Source organism: Schleiferilactobacillus perolens DSM 12744 (assembly GCF_001435585.1).
GTDB classification, from domain to species: Bacteria; Bacillota; Bacilli; order Lactobacillales; family Lactobacillaceae; genus Schleiferilactobacillus; species Schleiferilactobacillus perolens.
This window is the reverse complement of sequence record NZ_AZEC01000017.1, coordinates 34,710-52,942: the sequence shown is the minus strand read 5'-3', so window position 1 is coordinate 52,942 and position 18,233 is coordinate 34,710. Positions and strand designations below refer to the sequence as shown.

Annotated in this window: 16 protein-coding genes; 7 read left to right on the top strand and 9 right to left on the bottom strand. The window is 49.4% G+C overall.

Going from position 1 to position 18,233, the window contains the following annotated elements:
* The first annotated feature begins 50 nt into the window (after nt 1-50).
* Together FD09_RS13620 and FD09_RS13615 are read left to right on the top strand one after the other, a co-directional pair.
* Nucleotides 51-788 (top strand): hypothetical protein, encoded by a 738-nt coding sequence (locus FD09_RS13620; protein ID WP_057822242.1) that lies wholly within the window; start codon nt 51-53, stop codon nt 786-788.
* Between the two features lie 99 nt (nt 789-887).
* Nucleotides 888-1,811, top strand: coding sequence for an AEC family transporter (locus tag FD09_RS13615; RefSeq protein ID WP_057822241.1), 924 nt, complete (start codon nt 888-890; stop codon nt 1,809-1,811).
* 45 nt (nt 1,812-1,856) lie between these two features.
* Here the strand turns inward: FD09_RS13615 and FD09_RS13610 are convergent, their stop codons facing one another.
* Nucleotides 1,857-2,291: a MarR family winged helix-turn-helix transcriptional regulator gene (locus FD09_RS13610; protein ID WP_057822246.1), complete on the bottom strand. Its 435-nt coding sequence runs from the start codon at nt 2,289-2,291 to the stop codon at nt 1,857-1,859.
* Nucleotides 2,292-2,458: 167 nt separating this feature from the next.
* Between FD09_RS13610 and FD09_RS13605 the strand changes: the two genes are divergently transcribed.
* The 3 genes from FD09_RS13605 to FD09_RS13595 all read left to right on the top strand — a co-directional run bounded on the left by FD09_RS13605 (nt 2,459) and on the right by FD09_RS13595 (nt 5,468).
* Nucleotides 2,459-3,382, top strand: a complete 924-nt coding sequence (locus tag FD09_RS13605; RefSeq protein WP_057822240.1) for an AEC family transporter — start codon at nt 2,459-2,461, stop codon at nt 3,380-3,382.
* 18 nt (nt 3,383-3,400) lie between these two features.
* Nucleotides 3,401-5,044, top strand: a complete 1,644-nt coding sequence (locus FD09_RS13600; protein WP_057822239.1) for an acetolactate synthase large subunit — start codon at nt 3,401-3,403, stop codon at nt 5,042-5,044.
* A 118-nt stretch (nt 5,045-5,162) separates the two neighbouring features.
* Nucleotides 5,163-5,468, top strand: coding sequence for a SemiSWEET family transporter (locus tag FD09_RS13595; protein ID WP_057822238.1), 306 nt, complete (start codon nt 5,163-5,165; stop codon nt 5,466-5,468).
* Nucleotides 5,469-5,532: 64 nt separating this feature from the next.
* Here FD09_RS13595 and FD09_RS13590 read toward each other — a convergent pair whose 3' ends face one another.
* Together FD09_RS13590 and FD09_RS13585 are read right to left on the bottom strand one after the other, a co-directional pair.
* A complete protein-coding gene (locus tag FD09_RS13590) occupies nt 5,533-8,400 on the bottom strand; it encodes a hypothetical protein (protein ID WP_235812298.1) in 2,868 nt (955 codons plus the stop codon).
* Nucleotides 8,357-8,584 (bottom strand): hypothetical protein, encoded by a 228-nt coding sequence (locus FD09_RS13585; RefSeq protein ID WP_057822236.1) that lies wholly within the window; start codon nt 8,582-8,584, stop codon nt 8,357-8,359. Before FD09_RS13585 ends, FD09_RS13590 begins: the two co-directional genes overlap by 44 nt.
* Nucleotides 8,585-8,782: 198 nt before the next feature.
* On the opposite strand from FD09_RS13585, the gene FD09_RS13580 reads away from it, so the two are divergent.
* Nucleotides 8,783-9,253 (top strand): DUF3290 family protein, encoded by a 471-nt coding sequence (locus FD09_RS13580; RefSeq protein WP_057822235.1) that lies wholly within the window; start codon nt 8,783-8,785, stop codon nt 9,251-9,253.
* A gap of 12 nt (nt 9,254-9,265) precedes the next feature.
* Nucleotides 9,266-9,895, top strand: a complete 630-nt coding sequence (locus tag FD09_RS13575; RefSeq protein WP_057822234.1) for a DUF421 domain-containing protein — start codon at nt 9,266-9,268, stop codon at nt 9,893-9,895.
* 112 nt (nt 9,896-10,007) lie between these two features.
* Here FD09_RS13575 and FD09_RS13570 read toward each other — a convergent pair whose 3' ends face one another.
* The 6 genes from FD09_RS13570 to walK all read right to left on the bottom strand — a co-directional run bounded on the left by FD09_RS13570 (nt 10,008) and on the right by walK (nt 18,160).
* Nucleotides 10,008-10,679: an MgtC/SapB family protein gene (locus FD09_RS13570; RefSeq protein WP_057822233.1), complete on the bottom strand. Its 672-nt coding sequence runs from the start codon at nt 10,677-10,679 to the stop codon at nt 10,008-10,010.
* 830 nt (nt 10,680-11,509) lie between these two features.
* Nucleotides 11,510-12,895, bottom strand: coding sequence for a S1C family serine protease (locus tag FD09_RS13565; RefSeq protein WP_057822245.1), 1,386 nt, complete (start codon nt 12,893-12,895; stop codon nt 11,510-11,512).
* A 167-nt stretch (nt 12,896-13,062) separates the two neighbouring features.
* A complete protein-coding gene (locus tag FD09_RS13560; protein ID WP_057822244.1) occupies nt 13,063-13,875 on the bottom strand; it encodes an MBL fold metallo-hydrolase in 813 nt (270 codons plus the stop codon).
* Nucleotides 13,876-14,046: 171 nt separating this feature from the next.
* Entirely contained in the window at nt 14,047-14,877 is an 831-nt protein-coding gene (locus FD09_RS13555) for a two-component system regulatory protein YycI (protein WP_057822232.1), read from the bottom strand.
* Nucleotides 14,878-16,296: a YycH family regulatory protein gene (locus tag FD09_RS13550; protein ID WP_057822231.1), complete on the bottom strand. Its 1,419-nt coding sequence runs from the start codon at nt 16,294-16,296 to the stop codon at nt 14,878-14,880.
* Nucleotides 16,280-18,160 carry a cell wall metabolism sensor histidine kinase WalK gene (walK, locus tag FD09_RS13545; protein ID WP_057822230.1) on the bottom strand — a complete coding sequence of 627 codons (1,881 nt, stop codon included), beginning with the start codon at nt 18,158-18,160 and terminating at the stop codon, nt 16,280-16,282. Before walK ends, FD09_RS13550 begins: the two co-directional genes overlap by 17 nt.
* Nucleotides 18,161-18,233 lie beyond the last annotated feature (73 nt).

Below are 18,233 nucleotides of genomic sequence, written 5' to 3'. Positions count from 1 at the left end.
GGTATCCTCGCTGTTTTTGGATGAAAGAAAAGCACTGCAGGAGGCGTAGTATGACCACTTTAACAATCACTTTGACAGCCGCCCAAACCACCGTGACGCTGCCGGCTGAACAGGGTCAAATTGTTTTTTCTAAAGAAAAACTGGCTCTGCCCGCCCATGGCGTCCAAATACCGGTGCAGGCTGGACATTTAGCCCCAATGGCAGAAACCGCCGCCGAATACATCACGATCACCCTACCCTGGGCCACTGAGCCGACGTATGTCGAACGCTTTTTACAGGCTCGGGCAGAAGGTGCAGCGTTGGCGCTCCCTGCCAATCAAGAAACCGGCTTAGCCGACTATTTGCAATTGCTGGATCAATTACTGACTCGCTTTGGCATTCAGTCTGGGCCCGCTGCAACACCTAAGCCCACGACCAAAAAGCCGATGAAGGCCCGCCACCGGTTCGATAAAGCATTGGTCAATGAGCCGTTTCATGTGGCCCGCAACGGCAGCAGGGCCACTGTCTACTGGACGAAACGTAACGAAATGACAGTCAAGACGGGGGCCACATTGACCACCGAGCTGCCGCTGAATCGGGATGGCTCATTGCGCTATGGCACGAAATACGGTCAAAAATTACGGGACGATCACGCCGCAGCCATTGCCGATCATCGCACCACAGCAGACGTCCATTTGCGCAGTGTCAACGAAGTGGGTCTGTTCCTATATTTTGGCGACACCAACGGCTGGCTGGAATTGATCAATGACCGGGGCCAAACGTTAGACGAATTGACCCGGGTGGATTAGCCGCCAATGTTGACAGAGCAACGTTTTACTCCTAAAGTCAGGGTGTTACATATTTTTGCACTCATTTGCTGAAAAAATTTTGGGAGATGCTCAGAGAACATGGCAGAAACACTGATCAGCGCCCTGCTGCCGATTGTGGTCACATTATTCATCGGTTGCTTTGCGGCGTGGCACAAGGACTTTACAGAACAACAGGCGGACGGCATCAACAAACTGGTCATGACCTACACCTTACCGTTAAGTTTGTTTGGCGGGATCATGACTACTCCGCGGGCTACTATCTTTTCCCATTTAGCCGTCGCCGGGTGGCTGTTGTTGGCCATGGTGGGCGGTTATCTGGCTGCTCTATTCATCGCTCATTTCATCCTGCACCAGGACATCGCCATCTCGACGCTGCGTTCCCTGGCGGTGGCCAGTTCGGCCGTGCCGTTTGTCGGCCCCACGATTCTCGGATCGCTATTTCCCACGCAAAGTGCCCTACTCATTTCCCTGGGTGCGCTAATTATCAATGTGATCCAAGTTCCGATCAGTGTTATTTTGCTCAGCGGCAGTGCGCATGAGCAGGCGTCGATTGGGGAGAATTTACTGGCAGCCGTCAAGAAACCGGTGGTGTGGGCCCCGATTCTAGCCTTCATCATTGTTCTGTGCGGCGGTCAACTTTCCCCTGCCTGGGCCAAGAACTTCACTGTCTTGGGCAGCGCCACCGGCGGCCTGGCCCTCTTCGCTTCTGGGGTCATTCTGTTCTCTAGAAAACCGATTCTCTCCTTGCCGGTTTGGATCAATACGCTGAGTAAAAATATCTTTTTACCGCTCATTATGTTCGGCTTGATGGTGTGGGCCCATACACCGACCCATATTCTCAATATGTCGTTGATGGCAATTAGTATTCCCACCGGCGCGATTGGCACGATTTTAGCTAGTCAGTACCACAAGGCTGAGCAGGAGATGGCGTCGAGCCTGTTCCTGAGCACAGTGCTGTCGGTCTTCACCATGGGCTTCATTATTATCATGCGCAATATCTAATCCGCAGCACTAAAAAAAACGAGAGGCTTGTGTCTCTCGTTTTTTTTAGTGCTGCGTGAGTTCGTCTTGAATTTTCTGGATACTAGTCACAAAAGGTGCGGTGGGTTCCAAGTTATTTTGAGCTAGCCGCTCTTCCCACCAGTGATTCCGAATAGCGATGATAGTGGGCAGTAACTTCTTCCCTGTCGCCGTGATAGTCACAATATTGGCAGTGCGGTTCGTGGGCGATACGGCTTTGGTCAGAAAGCCAAGAGACGCCAATTTTTTAGTTTCCCGGGTAATTTGGCCTTTATCAATAATCAAAGCATGGGCCAAGGTAGATTGGGTGCTGGGACCATGTTGAGCCAGGTATAACAAAATGTACGCACTGGTGGGATTCAAGCCCAGTTGGTCATACTGCTGCTTGGTGTCCCGTAAAAACGCTCGGTGAATCACCGAAAACGCCTGGGCAATATCGCCCGGAAATGTGTTACGTGCCATTGCTTTCACTCCCATCATCTCAATCTCACCTTTATTGTAGGCATTAACCGCTTTATTGAGCAAGTTTAACTGATGGGTGTTGACAATGCAACGTCTCTGTTCTATTGTTGTATTGTCAACATTAAGTGTTCTATAGGACATTAATTTTTAGGAGATGACCTGATCCATTGGCTGAGGCATTAATCAGCTCTTTGCTGCCCATTGTGGTCACTCTGTTTCTTGGATTCTTCGCCGGTTGGCGGAAAGACTTCGGGGAGCAGCAGGCGGGCAGTTTAAATAAATTAGTTATGAACTACACCTTGCCGTTAAGTTTATTCGGCGGCATTATGACCACCCAGCGGGCGTCTATCTTTTCCCACTTAGCCGTGGCTGGTTGGCTCTTAGTCGCCATGGTTGGCGGCTATCTGGTCGTCGTGCTCATTGCCCGGTTTCTGTTACATCAATCCACGGCTTTAGCCGCGCTGCGGGCAATGGCGATTGCCGGGCCGGCCATCCCATTCGTGGGGCCGACCATTCTGGGGTCACTTTTCCCCAGTGAAAGTGCCTTGCTGATCTCATTGGGCGGCTTGATCATGAATATTGTGCAAGTCCCCGTTACTGTGATCATGCTTTCCACGGCCAGTCAGCAGCATACTTCCGTGGGAGCAAATCTGTTAGGCGCTATCAAGAAACCGGTGGTCTGGGCGCCAATCCTAGCCTTTATCATCGTATTGTGCGGTGGTCAGTTGTCACCGGCGTGGGCCAAGAACTTCACCGTCCTCGGCAGTGCAACCGGCGGTTTGGCCCTCTTCTCTTCCGGGATCATTTTATTCACCAAACAGCCAAAACTGTCTCTGCCCGTCTGGGTCAACTCTTTGGCTAAGGACATCGTCTTACCCGCAGTCATGTTCGTCATTATGTTAGCGGCGCATACGCCTACATCAATTTTGAACATGTCCCTCATGGCGATTAGTATCCCCACCGCCGCCATTGCCACGATTTTTGCCAGCCAATATCATACGGCCGAGCAAGAAATGGCGTCCACTTTGTTTCTGAGCACCATTCTTTCCGTGGTCACGATGGGCTTCATAATCGTCGTCCGCAGTATTTAAGTTTTTGGAGGTCTTTAAATGGAAACTGCGAAACAAATCGTTAAAGTACTGGAGAACCGGAACGTCAAATACGTCTTCGGTATTCCCGGCGAAGAAAACATCCATCTCGTGGATGCCATCAATCAATCTGATAAAATTCAATTCATTTTGGTCCGTCACGAACAAGGGGCTTCCTTCATGGCGGAAGTTTACGGTCGCTTGACTGGCCAACCCGGTGTGGCCACTGCCACATTGGGACCAGGCGCCATCAACCTGCTATTAGGGGTGGCCGATGCCCAAACTAACTCTACCCCGCTGATTGCCATTACCGCTCAGGGTGGTTTGAACCGCATTTATAAGGAATCCCATCAAGTGATCGATCTGCGCGCCATGTTCCAACCGATCACCAAGTGGTCCACCAACATTTACACTGCCCAATCTACTTCTGAAGTGATTACCAAGGCCTATGATAAGGCCGTCAATGGTCGGCCGGGGCCGGTTTATGTGGGAATTCCTCAGGATGTGGAAGAACAGGATACCGGCAAACAATTGATTGCCAATCCGATGCCTGCTGAAAATAATGCGCCCCGCACCGAAGAAATCAATGCCGCGGCTCAGGCCATTCGCCAAGCTAAACACCCGGTGGTATTGGCCGGTAACGGGATTATCCGCGGCCATGCCTGTGACGCCATGCGCCAGTTAATGGATGCGACCCATCTCCCCGTCGCCACCACCTTCATGGGGAAAGGCGTCGTGGACGACCGTTCCCCTTATGCCTTGGGTGTCGTCGGCTTCATGGCGCATGACTATGAAAACTTTGCATTTGACCAAGCAGATCTGATTATTTCGATTGGTTATGGTCTGTCTGAATTTAATCCCGTCAAGATTAATCCAGAGGGTAAAACACCGATTATCCACTTGAACACTTTCACTGAGGATACTGATGAACATTATCCCGTGAAGATTAATATTGTGGCGACATTAAAGGAAAGTATTCCCGCATTGACTAAGGCTTTAGCAGGTTATCAGGCACCTGCCTTACAACCCGCAATCAAGCAAGCCGTCACTAATGAACTGGCTCAGGGTGCTGCAGACAGTGATGCGCCTTTGACCCCGCAACAAATCGTCAGTGCGACCCGTGAAGCCGTCGATGATCAAGGGGTCGTCTTAGTCGATACCGGCGCCTTGAAGATGTGGATGGCTCGCCTGTATCCCACTTACGCGCCAAACACTTGTCTGATCGACAACGGCTTGTCCACTATGTCCTGGACTTTACCCGGAGCGATTGGTGCCAAGTTGGCTGAACCGAATAAGCATATTCTATCTGTTATGGGCGATGGCAGCTTCATGATGAACTCACAGGAACTGGAAACCGCCGTTCGCTACCATGTACCGATGACCATCCTGTTATGGGTCGATAAGGCCTATGGGTTGATCAAGTGGAAGATGGATATGGAAATGGGCCACCATTCTGAGGTCGATTTCAATAATCCTGATTTCATCCAATACGTATCTTCATTTGGCGCCAACGCTCATCAGGTGACAAGCCGCAGCGATCTGGTTTCATCTCTGCGCGACAGCATGACCAAGGATAACGGTGTGAATGTCATCATCGCGCCGGTCGACTATCGTGAAAACATGAAACTAATCAATAAATTGGGCAAGGTCACGATTTCTCTTTAAAATATCCCTCATAATTTAATTGCAAAAAGCAGGGCTTGATGGTCCTGCTTTTTGCGTCAACGCTTTCCTTGTGCCATTTTTCCATCAATGATACCCTTAAAGGAAAGGAGTTTTGTTTATGCGCTACGATACCGGTGAATATCCTAAGAATGTTGATCCCAAACGAGTCAAACGGCTCAAACTTTTGAGTAAGGTTGCGACCATCACTTGTATTTCCATGTATGTCTCTTACATTCCTCAGATTATTGCCAACTTTTCGGGTAATCCCGTCTCTCCAATCCAACCCCTCGTGGCTATGATCAACGCCTGCTTGTGGGTGGCTTATGGCTGGTTTAAGACGTACAAGGATTGGCCGGTCATTATTTCCAACTTGCCCGGCATCGTCTTTGGCTTGGTGACCGTGGTAACTGTCTATATCCACTAACAATTAAAATAATAGAGCGATTCAATCACTTCCTTTATGGAAAATTGATTGAATCGCTCTTTTGTTACAGCCCGTTAGTCACCAACCACGTAATTTCACCCGTATACTGGCCCACACTGATGGCAGACCGGTTGGCATCAGTAATCAACAACCGCGGCCCAGCAATTTGGTTGGCCCCCGTCTGCGGGCTGCCGGTTTTCCACCAGGTATTAGAAATATTGAAAGTGTTGGTGCTGTTATCTATGTTGACGTAAACGATCGTACCAGCGGCCAGCGAATCAATGGTGCCGTTGGTGCGCTGATACCCGAGGGCATCGGTTAAGATCTTACCGGTACTGCTGGTCAGTGGCTTGGTGGCCTGGGCCGCCACTTGGAAGTTCTTATTCGTCGTCGTTTGATTAGTGACCGTTAATTCCCCAGTCATCTTGGCAATTGGATAGTTTCCGCTAAGCACGGTGAGGGGCTGCTCGCCAAAATCAATCTGGGGCACTGTGATAGCGATTAGCCCGGCGGCATGCTTTTTGTAATAGTACTTGATATCGATTGTATCCGATGAAGACCTCAGCTCTCCTTGACCATTACCGGGCAGTCGAGATTGGTCCAAATCGTACCGGGTCGCGCCGCTGATGACGGTTAAGGGCGGGTGCCCTTGGAGATTATCCGCCGCCGTATCCAGAATGCTGGGACTGCCGGTGGCGAAATTGTTAAAGTTATATGGATCCGGCATAATACCGGTTTTTACCACCGGGTTAGCCACTGCCGCACCCGCAGTATTTTGCAAGCTAAGCAGTTGGCCAGTATCGTCCAGCAAGTGAATGTTGGCTTTCGCCGGCTTATTTACCGCGACTTGCACCACGTTGGACACTAAGGGCACATCCTGTTTGTACGGATCGTCAACCGTACTGTTGTCAGGGGTATCAATGGCGTAAATGTACACGGTGTGCTGGCCGCCATCGGTAAGCAGCTTAAGATCAGCGGGATCGGTAATTTGCCCAGCAAAGTCCAGATAGTCCGTATGCGGCGGCTTAGTGGCATACTGGGCATTGAACAGGACTTTCTTATTGGCAATATTAGCGGCATTACCGGTGGTCACAGGAGTGCCGTCCACCTGATAATAAACCGTCGCTCGATTACTATTGAGGTCAAACACACCACCCGGAATGGCCGCGGTGGATGATCCTGCCGGGATGTGCTGGTAATCGCTGTCCGCCCGAACGGTGGGGGCCGTTCCCATATTGAGCGCCGAGTTGAAAGACATGTCGAAGGATTCGCCATCTTTGAATGAGCCTACCTGGCTGGGAGACCACTTCATGATGATGGCAGAATCATCCGGCGGGACGCCGCTGCCGGTGACAGCGCCACTACCAAAAATCACTTCATCCGCCTTGGCATCGGCCTTGCCGGCGTCACCTTTACCCTCTGGGCCGGCAAAGACGGGATAGCCATCGGGATAGTTGCCGCCGGTACCGTCTATATCACCAATCATTGACTGATACGTGTTGAGCCCATTTTCTGTGACATACATATTTATCCGGGCGGATGTATCACCTGGAGATGTTGCCACGGTTGGCTGGAAAAGTTGCATCCAGTGAGTACCGCTCCAACTATCCGGTCCGTTGATGCTATTGAAGTTAAATTGCATGGAATAGGGTGATTCCAGAGTCGGGGAGCGGAAATACACGCCTTGAGGTTTGCCTTGACGGGGACCGTCCTGCGCAATAGCTGAATAATACAAAGGTGCATTGTCCGTGGTCCCTATTTTTACATCAAATTGACGGCCAAAATAAATACCAGTTAAATCTTGTCCACTGATATTAGTCACGCGTTCCCCCATCATCATCTGACGACCATCACTACTCGGCTGCAACTGGCTTTGAACATGTACAGCCAGAGGGCCGTTTTTTATGCCAAGCATTTGCAGATAATACGTATTTTTGATGTAGCCATCATACTCTAGATGAATAATCTTTGAATCGGTACTGTCTGGATACATTCGGATGTGTTTAATATCGTCAAACTGGATTAACGGTGAATATTTATCGCTCGGTGGCTTAGAACCGCTGGAACTACCCGTCCAAGGAAGCCATGGTGCGCGCGCAAAACCGATTGCCAGGCCCCCAGAACTATATAGGTTGGTAAAATCAGTCACGCTGTTTCTTGCCGGTGCGTTGGTTGGGAACATCGAGTCTGATTCCCAAAGTGAATTAACCGCAGAGCCATTCTTGAGCAAATTGAAATTAGGTACATCAATAGAGTTGGTTAACTGGGTCAAATCATAGTTACTGTGGGTCGTTGCCTGATTTGATCGATACACACCATACATGTAGCGTAGACTTAAATCGTTACCCAATGGCAATTCGGCGGAAGCTCGGGTAATCTCTGGTCGCCATAAATTAAAAGTAATCTGCATCGTCTTCTGATTTTTTGCGACATTAAAAATCACTTTTTTACCGTTATATGGCAAGGCGGCGGGATTGACAACAGTCAGGGTCAGACTGGGAGGCGTTTGCCCACTCCCCCAACTGTAGCTGAGTTTAAAATCCGTCGGTTTCAGATCCGATGAGGCCTGCCAAACAAAATCACTCAGTGAAAGCCCGGTTAACTCATTGGCGGTAAAACTGCCCCGATCAATGGTTCGCGCCGGGCTAGTCAGATTGTAAACATCCCCCGCGATTTTCGTGGGTAAAAGGCCTCCTGGTGCTACCCCATCAAACGCCACCCCCGCGGGAATGATTGGCACCGCCGTACTGCCGGTATCAAAATAAGCAAACGCCTTACCACTATCCGAGGGCGCAATATCCAAATATGTGACGCCTGGCGTGGCTGCTGGCGTCACAGCTAACGGCGCTGCTGGCGCGGCCAAGTTGTTTTGACTGAATTGACTCCCGTTAACCGCCTGCATCAGTGCACCGGCGTCCATCTCCGGGTGCACTGTTTGACGGCAACCCAATAAACTCATCCGCGGTATACGCTGTTCCCACCACTGCCTGCTGGGCCCACTCTGGCGCCACTGAATCGGCGTGCACTGTGTTATTTTGTAACACACCAAAAAGCATTCCCCCGAATACCAATAACAGCGCAAAGAAATGTAAAAAGTATGTATGTTTACGTCTCACGGCCTTCTACCCCCTTGCTGAAAGGCCAAATGTCAATATTGTTATGCTCACTTATTAACAATTTCACTGTTATTATATCATTTCTTATTCCCACAAGGAAACGTTTGCGAATACGAAACAAAATCCTGACATGTTATTTGCACTCCACCATCAGATTGGCGACAATAGTCTTATCTTAAGGTTTGGAGGAAGTAAAACATGACACAAATGTGGACCTATGGATATTTTGGCCACCATACCAGCAACCAGTTCGACTGGGTGGGTTATATCATCACCGGAATTGTTTTAGTCATCACGATTATTCTGTTACTGAACTATCTGCGCCACCGGAATAACGCTCGGAATCGGGATTTATTAATTCTGTCCTTGCTGGTTGCAGCATTGTCCGTCACTATCCAGATCAGCGATCTGCAATATAACTACCAGTTGACCAATAGCAACAATAATAATTCCCTGGTTATGATGGAATTCATGCGCCATGTGGCCAAGGATAAGAAGGTAACGGCCAGTCAAGTTGCGGCCAATCAGACTTCACTGGGAGCCGGATTGGTGGTCAAAGTCGCCAGTGATTATTATCAGGTGACCTTCAACAACGATAACGCCATTACCAGCTACACGCTGACAAAAACAAAGTTACTGAATCGCAAAATACAATTAATCAAGGAATAAGGGGACGCCATTATGGATATCGATTATTTTGAACTGTTTGTTAAATTGGCCCTGGGATTTGCGGCCTTCGTTTTACAAATTTCATTGGCCGGGCGCGGCAACTTAGCGCCCTCTAACGCTATTGATCAACTGCAAAACTTTGTCTTGGGCGGAATCATCGGGGGAATTCTTTACAATCCGAGTATCACCACGCTGCAATTTTTCATCGTGCTGCTGATTTGGAGCACCATCGTCTTTGGCGCCCGTTTCCTCGCCAACCACAACAACCTCGCCCGCCGCATCTTGATCGGTCAGCCCCACACGATTGTGCATAATGGCAAAATCGATACCGACTTTGCCACCCGGGCTGGTATTTCGGCCCAAGAACTGGCCTTTCAGTTGCGCCAGCATGGGGCTAGTAACTTGGAGAAAGTCAAAAGGGCCGTCTTGGAGACCAACGGCACTTTGACCGTGACCTTACAAAACGACCCAACAGCGTACTATCCTGTGATCCTAGACGGCCAGGTAGACGAAGATGCCTTAGACATCATCCACCGCGACCGGGACTGGTTAGATACCCAGCTAGAATCCCACCATATAGAAATGTCCCATGTGTACATGGCAATATATCAAGATAATCAGCTGCAAATCACGCAATATTAACTCACTCCGCGTATATCAAAAACGAGGGGTTGAGGCCAAATCTTCCCGGATGCGCCTGTGCCAAAGCTGCCCATCAGGAAGGATTTTGTCCCAACCCCTCGTTTTTCTGTTTTTAATATTGCAACGACTTAATTCCTGATCGCTCTGCAAACATTGTCAAAAACCGGTCGATGTTATGTGGGTGGGATGTTTCCAGCCACAGGCTTAATTTGACCTCGTTTTTCTCCTCATCACGACGCATATCCAGGTTAGTCACATGAATATGAAAATCATGCAGCTGGGCACGAATCGCTTTGATTTCCAGTTCGTTTTGCACCATGACAATGGTCACATGCTGTGTGTCCATCTTTGGCACAAATGGCAGCTGGCGGTGCAAGATGATCTGAATCAGCAGCACAATGGCGGTCGTCGCCACACCAACGATGTAAAGCTTGGCGCCGATCGCCATCCCGACCGCAGCGGTCGCCCATAGCCCAGCGGCGGTGGTTAACCCATTAATGCCGGAACGCCGGACCAAGATTGTGCCGGCACCTAGAAAGCCAATCCCAGTCACAATTTGGGCCGCGATCCGCGAGGGGTCCAGCGTAATGTTTTGCGTCCGCATTAAATCGAAGAACCCATATTTAGACACAATCATCACCAGGGCAGAACCCACAGCGACGATCATGTGCGTCCGAATGCCGGCCTCTTTCAACCGGTTGGTTCGTTCATAGCCGATGGCGAAGCCGCAAAGACTCGCCACGAGCAATCGTAAAATTAATTCGAGTTGTTGTACCCAATCCATGACGGTGATCTTACCTCTTCGCATATTTAGATAGAGAGAGGGTAACCAGCATCGTCTTGATTCCTCAATTGACCGAAGAATCAAAACAACCCCAGCGCCCTCTTTTCTTCAATAAACCAGTTTAGCCCAACCTTATCCACAACTCAAATGCACTTATCCCCTGTTCCTGTGGATAAGTATTTGGGCAATGTCCATATATGGGGGCGGTATTATGTTTGTCCCCTATATGTGTGTTGGCTAAAATCGAGCCAATTTTTTTCGCTAACCATTTTCCACATGGTAAAAATCGTTCGATTCAATTTTTTTGTTGCGTTCCACACTCGTTGGGGCCGTATGTTTCACGAGATTTCGAACAAATGTTTTCCACAGTTATCGACAAGTTATGCACACTGTGGATAACTTACTCACAACCCCGCAAAACCAAGTTATACACACAATCCACAGACTTATCCACAGGTTGACCAATTTATCCTCCACCGGTCTTTTGACCCTTGACATTGCCACTTCTTAACATTAACGCGATATTTACAATATTATTACGTAATAAACGAACGTTCGCCTGTAAGATGGCCGTCTTGCGACCGTTTTCCCGTGGAACACGGATATTTCCTATGTTTCACGACATGAAGAATTCTGGAAATAGTTGTGCACAAGCACCGGTATTCCCGGGAAATATTTCCCAGACAATTCTCGCCTGGGCTAAACCTGTGCAAAACTGTCTATTCAGTCGGGAGCACCGACCTCGCCTATTTGATTCGATCAAAGGAGAAGACGCAAAAAAGAACCGGCTATCATGATGATAACCGGTTCTCCCCTTATCCGCTTACCGCTTAATTACGGGCGGATGAACTACTGCTGCTACTGTTCTTCTCGACTTGACTCTGCGTCTCGCTCAACGTGACTGTGGCAGTCTGTTTGTTACTGCCGCGGTAGTACGTGACCGTCACCTTATCGCCCACACTGAAGTTGTACAGTGCCGTATGCAATTGGGCCACGGAGCTGATGGCCTTACCGTTCAGGGCGGTAATTACATCATAAGCTTTCAAACCAGCGGCGGAAGCCGGTGTATTCTTATCCACGCTGCCGATGACGACCCCTTCAGTCAGGCTGGCTGGAATCTTCAGCTGACTGCGGATCTTAGAATTATCGACAGTACTCAGATCAATGACCCGCACACCCAAGGCTGGCCGAACGACTTTACCATTCTTCACTAACTGGTTGATAATCTTCACCACTTCGTTACTGGGAATGGCGAAGCCCATGCCTTCAACGGCTGTGCCATCGTTGCTTTGAGCCAGCTTCATGGAATTGATCCCGACGACTTGACCCTCCGCGTTCACGAGCGGACCACCAGAATTACCAGGATTGATGGCGGCATCAGTTTGAATCACCGTTGCTTGACCTGTCGTCTGACCGCTGGAATTGGTAATGTCCACGGTCCGACTCTTAGCAGAGATGATCCCTTGGGTCACTGAAGTCGCGTATTCGCTGCCCAGTGGCGAGCCAATGGCAATGACTGGTTCGCCAGGGGTGACAGCGTCCGAGTTGCCAAATGTAGCGGTGCCCTTGACATACTTCGCATCGATGGTCAGTACGGCCAAATCGGTCAGTTCATCGGTCCCAACTAGTTTTGCCGTGACCTTCGTGCCGTCACTCATGATGACTTGTAAGGAATCGGAGCCCTTAACAACGTGATAGTTCGTGACGATGTAGCCCTTACCGTTTTGATTGGCATAAATGACGCCAGAACCTTCGCCGTACTCTTCTAGGCTATCATTGGACTTGCTGGAACTGGAACTGCTGTCATCCCCGAAAAGACCAGCAAACGGATCAGAACTACTGCTACTGCTTTGTTTTTGTAAATTCACCACGGAAACCACGGCATTTTTATTCTTAGAAAACGCCTTGGACATGGTAGTTGTATTCTTCATCGTGACATTGCTGACTTGGGTTGTCCCCGCAGTAGAAGAATTGGTCACCGCACTGGAAGTATCCGTATTTTGATTATGCAGCTGGTAACTGATCCCGCCATAAGCAATACCACCACCGACTAACGCCGATACCAACGCAATGACCGCTGTTTTCCAAAGGCCATTACCCCGTCTCTTCCGCGGCGGCTGACCGTTGCCATTATTATTATTCACTGGCCGCATTGGGCGTTGATCCGGTGATTGATTCGGTTGTTCGTTACTATTATTAAATTGGTTATTATCCATGATCGTCACAGGCCTTGTCAGACACCAAGACCTAACCCCTCCTTCTCTCATATCATTTTACAAATCCAGTATATCGTTCATATTTGAAAAAATTACGAACAATGTGTTGTTAGTCTGTGCAAATTTTTGATAGAAATGTGATGTTGCCGCGGCTTTTTACCCATATCTTAAATTGTGAGCAAAGGCACCGCCACTAATGGATCTGTATCGTGAATGTGAAAGTCGTGTTCCACCGCAAAATCGTGTTTCGCCATGGTCTCGGCCACTGTCATATGGGCCAAGGACTTCATATTGTTTTCTTGACTCAGATGACCCAAGAAAATGTTTTTGGTGTCGTTGCCCACCACATCGATCAACGCCTGCGCACCGTCCATATTGGATAAATGTCCGGTATCACTCATGATACGTTGCTTCAACGGCCACGGATAGCCACCTTCTCGCAACATTTCGGTGTCGTGGTTGGCTTCAAATAAGTAACAGCTAGCATCCTTGATGACGCCTTCGACTTGTTCCGAAACATAGCCAGTGTCCGTAATAATCACGAAGGACCGGCCATGGTGATGGAATTCGTAGAACTGGGCCGCGGCTGCGTCATGGGAAACACCGAAACTGACCACATCTAAATCGCCCAGAGACAGCGTCGTGCCCATGGGGAACAGCTGGCGTTGACCGACGGGGACGTTACCTATTTTATGCCCCATAGCCTGCCATGTGGGTTCGTTGGCATAGACATTGATCTGCGGGTAACGGCGGGCTAATACACCTACGCCGCGGATGTGGTCGCTGTGTTCATGGGTGACAAAAAGGCTGTCCACCTCTTTAAGGGTGCGGCCAATGCTTTCCATCAATAGTTCCACTTTTTTGCCGGATAGACCGGCATCGACGAGTACTTTGTGTTGTGGTGTTTCAATGTAGGTCACATTGCCGGTGGAACTGCTGGCGAGTGGACTGACCCGGAAATAATCTAAACTGTGTAACACTTGCGTCACTTTTTGCCGACCCCTTATATCGAATTTTCAGTTATAGCGTAACATATTTTTGGTGCGGGTTTCGTATCTGACAGCTTGGTGGGCCGTGCCAATGCTGCGCAATCTCCGCATTGGCACTAGCTAAGTCAGGATGCTCCCGCTTTCACCCTAATAAAACGGATTTTAATCATCGCTATCCGAAGCAGTGGCATTACTGTTGTCGCTCTTGAGGACGGCGCCGGTGAAGGCGTTGACGCGTTTGATGCTGACAACTTTGGTGTTGCGGTTTTCGATGCCGACGTACCAGACCGGGATGTAGATGGTGCTGCCTTTGGCGTCTAGGAGCCAGCCGTAAGCGAGCTTTTCCCAAAGAATCTTGGAGTTGGTGGGAATTTCGCTGTAGGTATAAAGGAGCATGACGGCCTCTTGGGCGCTCTTGGTTTGGTCCATTTCCTGCAGCTTGATCAGATCATTGATGTAAGTCTGGGTATAGCCAGTCACCCAACCGCTGCGGATTTGGAAGACCAGTTGACCATGGCTGTCCATTATGAGATTGCCGTCCACCTTCTGGGCAAAGACGGCCCGGCTAGAGTCGGACACCTCAGGAACGTATTGATAAGAATTGGCGAAGAGCACGTTGCCACTGGTTTTCATCCAGTCTTGCAGGACTGCTTTACGGTTTTTGGCAGTCACTTTAAAAGGATCGTTGAGTTTAGAAATCAAGGTCATTTGCGAAGAATCCAGCGAGACTGTTTGGCCCATTAGCTTGTGGGCATTGGCTTGCAGATCCGTGTTGGGACGGCTGGCCAAGTAATAGCCGGACCCGCGTTTGGTCCCTTGATCACTGTCAATAGAGATGTTGTCCTCTCGCAGTTCTTGGGCAAAACTCGCCGGTGTCGTCGTGGCCGTGCGTGAGGAGACTTGGGTTTTATTGGATTGCCACGAGAAGAACAGGAAGAAATCCAGCGCAATGAATACAATGAGGAAAATTCCTTCGATTTTGCGAAAATCCATTTATTTCACCCCCGAGGTGTCTGCTTCTTGCTGGACGCGATCCACGGCATTGGCTTGGGCATTGGAGAGCGCGTGCTTCTGGGCACTATCGTCGGCATCTGTCACTGTGTTGGGGTCAGTCTTTAACCAAGTCGCATAGGACTGCCACTGACCGTAGTAACGGACATAGTATGTGGGGATTAGATCCACCACTTGGTCGGTTTGTTTATCCATTTGCCAACGATACCCCAACTGAATCCGCTCAATTCGATTGCGGTGGTAACCCTGTTTCACCAACGTATCGATCACATTTTGAGTCGGCTGGACAGCGATCGCCGTTTGATCGGAGGGCACTGGTACCTGCAAATTACTGTTGGCAAAACTGGCCTCCAGTAAACCCGTGGAATCGCCGGGAGTGATTTGTACGGCGCCCCGAGTGGTTTGTTGAAAGACGGGGAAGCCTTCTACATAGTTCCGGAAAGAAATCGACCCCGTGTTGTCATCGTAGGAAAAATACCGAATATTGCGCAGTGTGATGCCGACTTGTTTCAATGTCTGGAAACTGTTCTCCAGTTTCTCCGTCATCGTCTTGGCTTGCTTCTTACCATACTCTGAATAGGTCACCAAATGACCGCTCTTAGCGACGTTGAGTTTTTGACTGCCAGAAGTATATTCTGTGCCATCGCTGTCTGAACGGGACTTGATGCTGCTGGAATCGACTTTGCCCATCAAGTTATTCACAAATTCATTGTCCGGCGTGTAGGCGACCAAATAGCTATAGGGATTCATTCTGAATGATTCCGTGAACAGCATTTGGACGGTTTTGTTCATCGCAATGTATTTCACCGGGACAGTAAAATCAGCGCCCTTTACCAATTTGGTCAAAGTACTATAATTGCCCTTCACCTTTGCCTGGCGAATGGTATCTGTTTTGTCGTTCATAAACGTCAGGGTAAGTTGATCCTTACCCTGCGCTACACTGAGCCGATCAAAAACAAAGTCACTAGCAGATTGTTTGACCTTTTGTTTAAAGGTGTCCGCAAATAACTGCCAGGTGATGCGGTCAGGATAAATCATCATGATGGTGTTCTTCTGATTGATTCGTTCCACATAATCCTTGGTATTCAACTTGGTGGGATCACCAATCTTGGCCAATGACCATTTTGCCATCTGTTTTTGCAGATTCGACATGAGATTGTTTTTACGGTTGTAAACTAGTTTTTCCGTGTCATCGTTGTGATAAATCACCCGAATCGGCAAATAGACGTCGCCCAAACTCTGCATCGTATCCGTTTGGACAGCGTCGGCATTGCTGTTGACATCCTGGGTGGGGCGGTTGAAGACCGTGTTATGGGTCATGATCAAATACGTCAGCACAAAGCTGATGGCGACGGCAATGATCAATGTCACCCGCAGCAGAACACTAGACAGTTTCGTCATCCCAGTCACCTCCTGGATCGTATGGTTGATAGGGCAGCGAAATGTAGAAGGTGGAACCCTTCCCTTCAGTACTGTTGACCCAAATTCGGCCGTGGTGGGCCTCCACCACTTCTTTAGAAATGGCCAAACCTAAACCAGTACCGCCCTGTTTACGCGACCGGGCTTTGTCCACCCGATAGAAGCGATCGAATACTTTAGCCAAATCAGCCCGGGGTATGCCCAGCCCTTGGTCGGCAATACTAATCAACACGTGCTCCCGGGAACGGAACAACCGGACGGTGATGGTACCGCCATCGGGGGAATACTTGATGGCATTGTTCATAATATTGTCGATCACCTGAGTCATTTTATCCGTGTCGATTTCTAACCAAATATCCTGTTTAGTCAGATCGCGTTTGATCACGTAATGTTTCTTCGGCGCACCTGAGTCTTCGGCATGTTCCTCATCGGAATGGATCATCATGTCGAAGCGATTGATGATGTACACCAGAAATTCGTTCAGGTTAACGTATTCCAAATCCAGCTTAGCCGTGCCCCGGTCGATCCGGGAAAGGCTGAGCAGATCGTTGATCATTCGGATCATCCGCTCGGTTTCTTCCTGGGTCACTTTCAAAAACTTCGGGGCAATCTTCGGATCTTTCCAGGCGCCGTCGTTCAACGCTTCAATGTAGCTGCGCAAACTGGTCAAAGGCGTCCGTAATTCATGGGAGACATTGGATACGAACTGCTGCTGCTCCCGTTCATTCTTTTCTTGTTCCGTGACATCATGGAGCACACAGACTAGGCCGGAAATAAACCCAGTCTCTCGTTGAATCAAGGAGAAGTAAGCATGCAAGATCAAATCCTTGTCGCTGCGATCGGACATATCCAGGATGATTTCTTGTTGCTTCTCCAGCAGATCCCGTAATGTGTAATCTTCACTGATAGCCAAAACATCCAGGATGGAGCGGCCAATGGTTTCTTCTTCGGTCTTCCCCAAATAGTCCTGGGCGGTGTCGTTGATGATCACGACATTGCCCCGGCGATCGGTGGCGATGACGCCATCTGTCATGTAACTAAGGACACTATCCAAACGTCGCCGCTCGGCTTCCGAGGCTTCCTGGGCTTCTTCCACCCGCACAGACAGGTTGTTGACGGCGACAGCCAGTTGACCCAGTTCATCGTTCCCATAAATCCGCACTTGACCAGAGTAATCGCCCCGGGCCATACGGATGGCCTGTTTCTTCATATCGTCGATGGGTTTGGTGATCGCCCGAGAAATCAAGATGGCAATCAAAGTGCCCATCACGGCGGCGACTAGCGACGCGGCTAAGAAGATTTGGACGATCTTCGTGATGTTGTCAAAGACGGGTTCCATATTGGCTCGGACATACACCACCCCCACTGTGGCATTACTCTCGGCAGTGGGATTGGACAATGGTGTAATGGAGATGTAGTAATTTTGGTTGCGGTTGTCCTGGCTGATCCGTTCCAGCTTACGGTTGTTGTAAATACCCTTTTTTACATCCTGGTCGGTGGAGCGGCGGCCAACGGCATCTTGGTCGTTGACGTTACTGGTACCACGAATGATCCCGCGGTTGTCGATGACCTGGATCTCCGAGATATTGCTCTTGTTGACGTTGGCGATGATGTCTTTGATGGTTTGGTTGGCCTGGGTGGTGTCTTTATTCACCAGGGCGGTGGAAAGTTGACTGGTGACGTAAGACTCTAACTGAATGGAGTCTTCGAAAGTGGAAATGTTTTGTTCTTGCAATTGGCCGACAAAATAAGCCCCGATGACTTCTAGCGTGACGACTAATAGCAGCACAAACACCAGGGCGATTTTGAAGTGAATCGATTGGAAAAGTTTAATTCGTTTGTTCATAGTTTGCTGTACCTACTCCAGCCGGTTCTTTCGTGAGTGGGAACAGTGCCGTGCCAAAGCTGCGCAAGCTTCG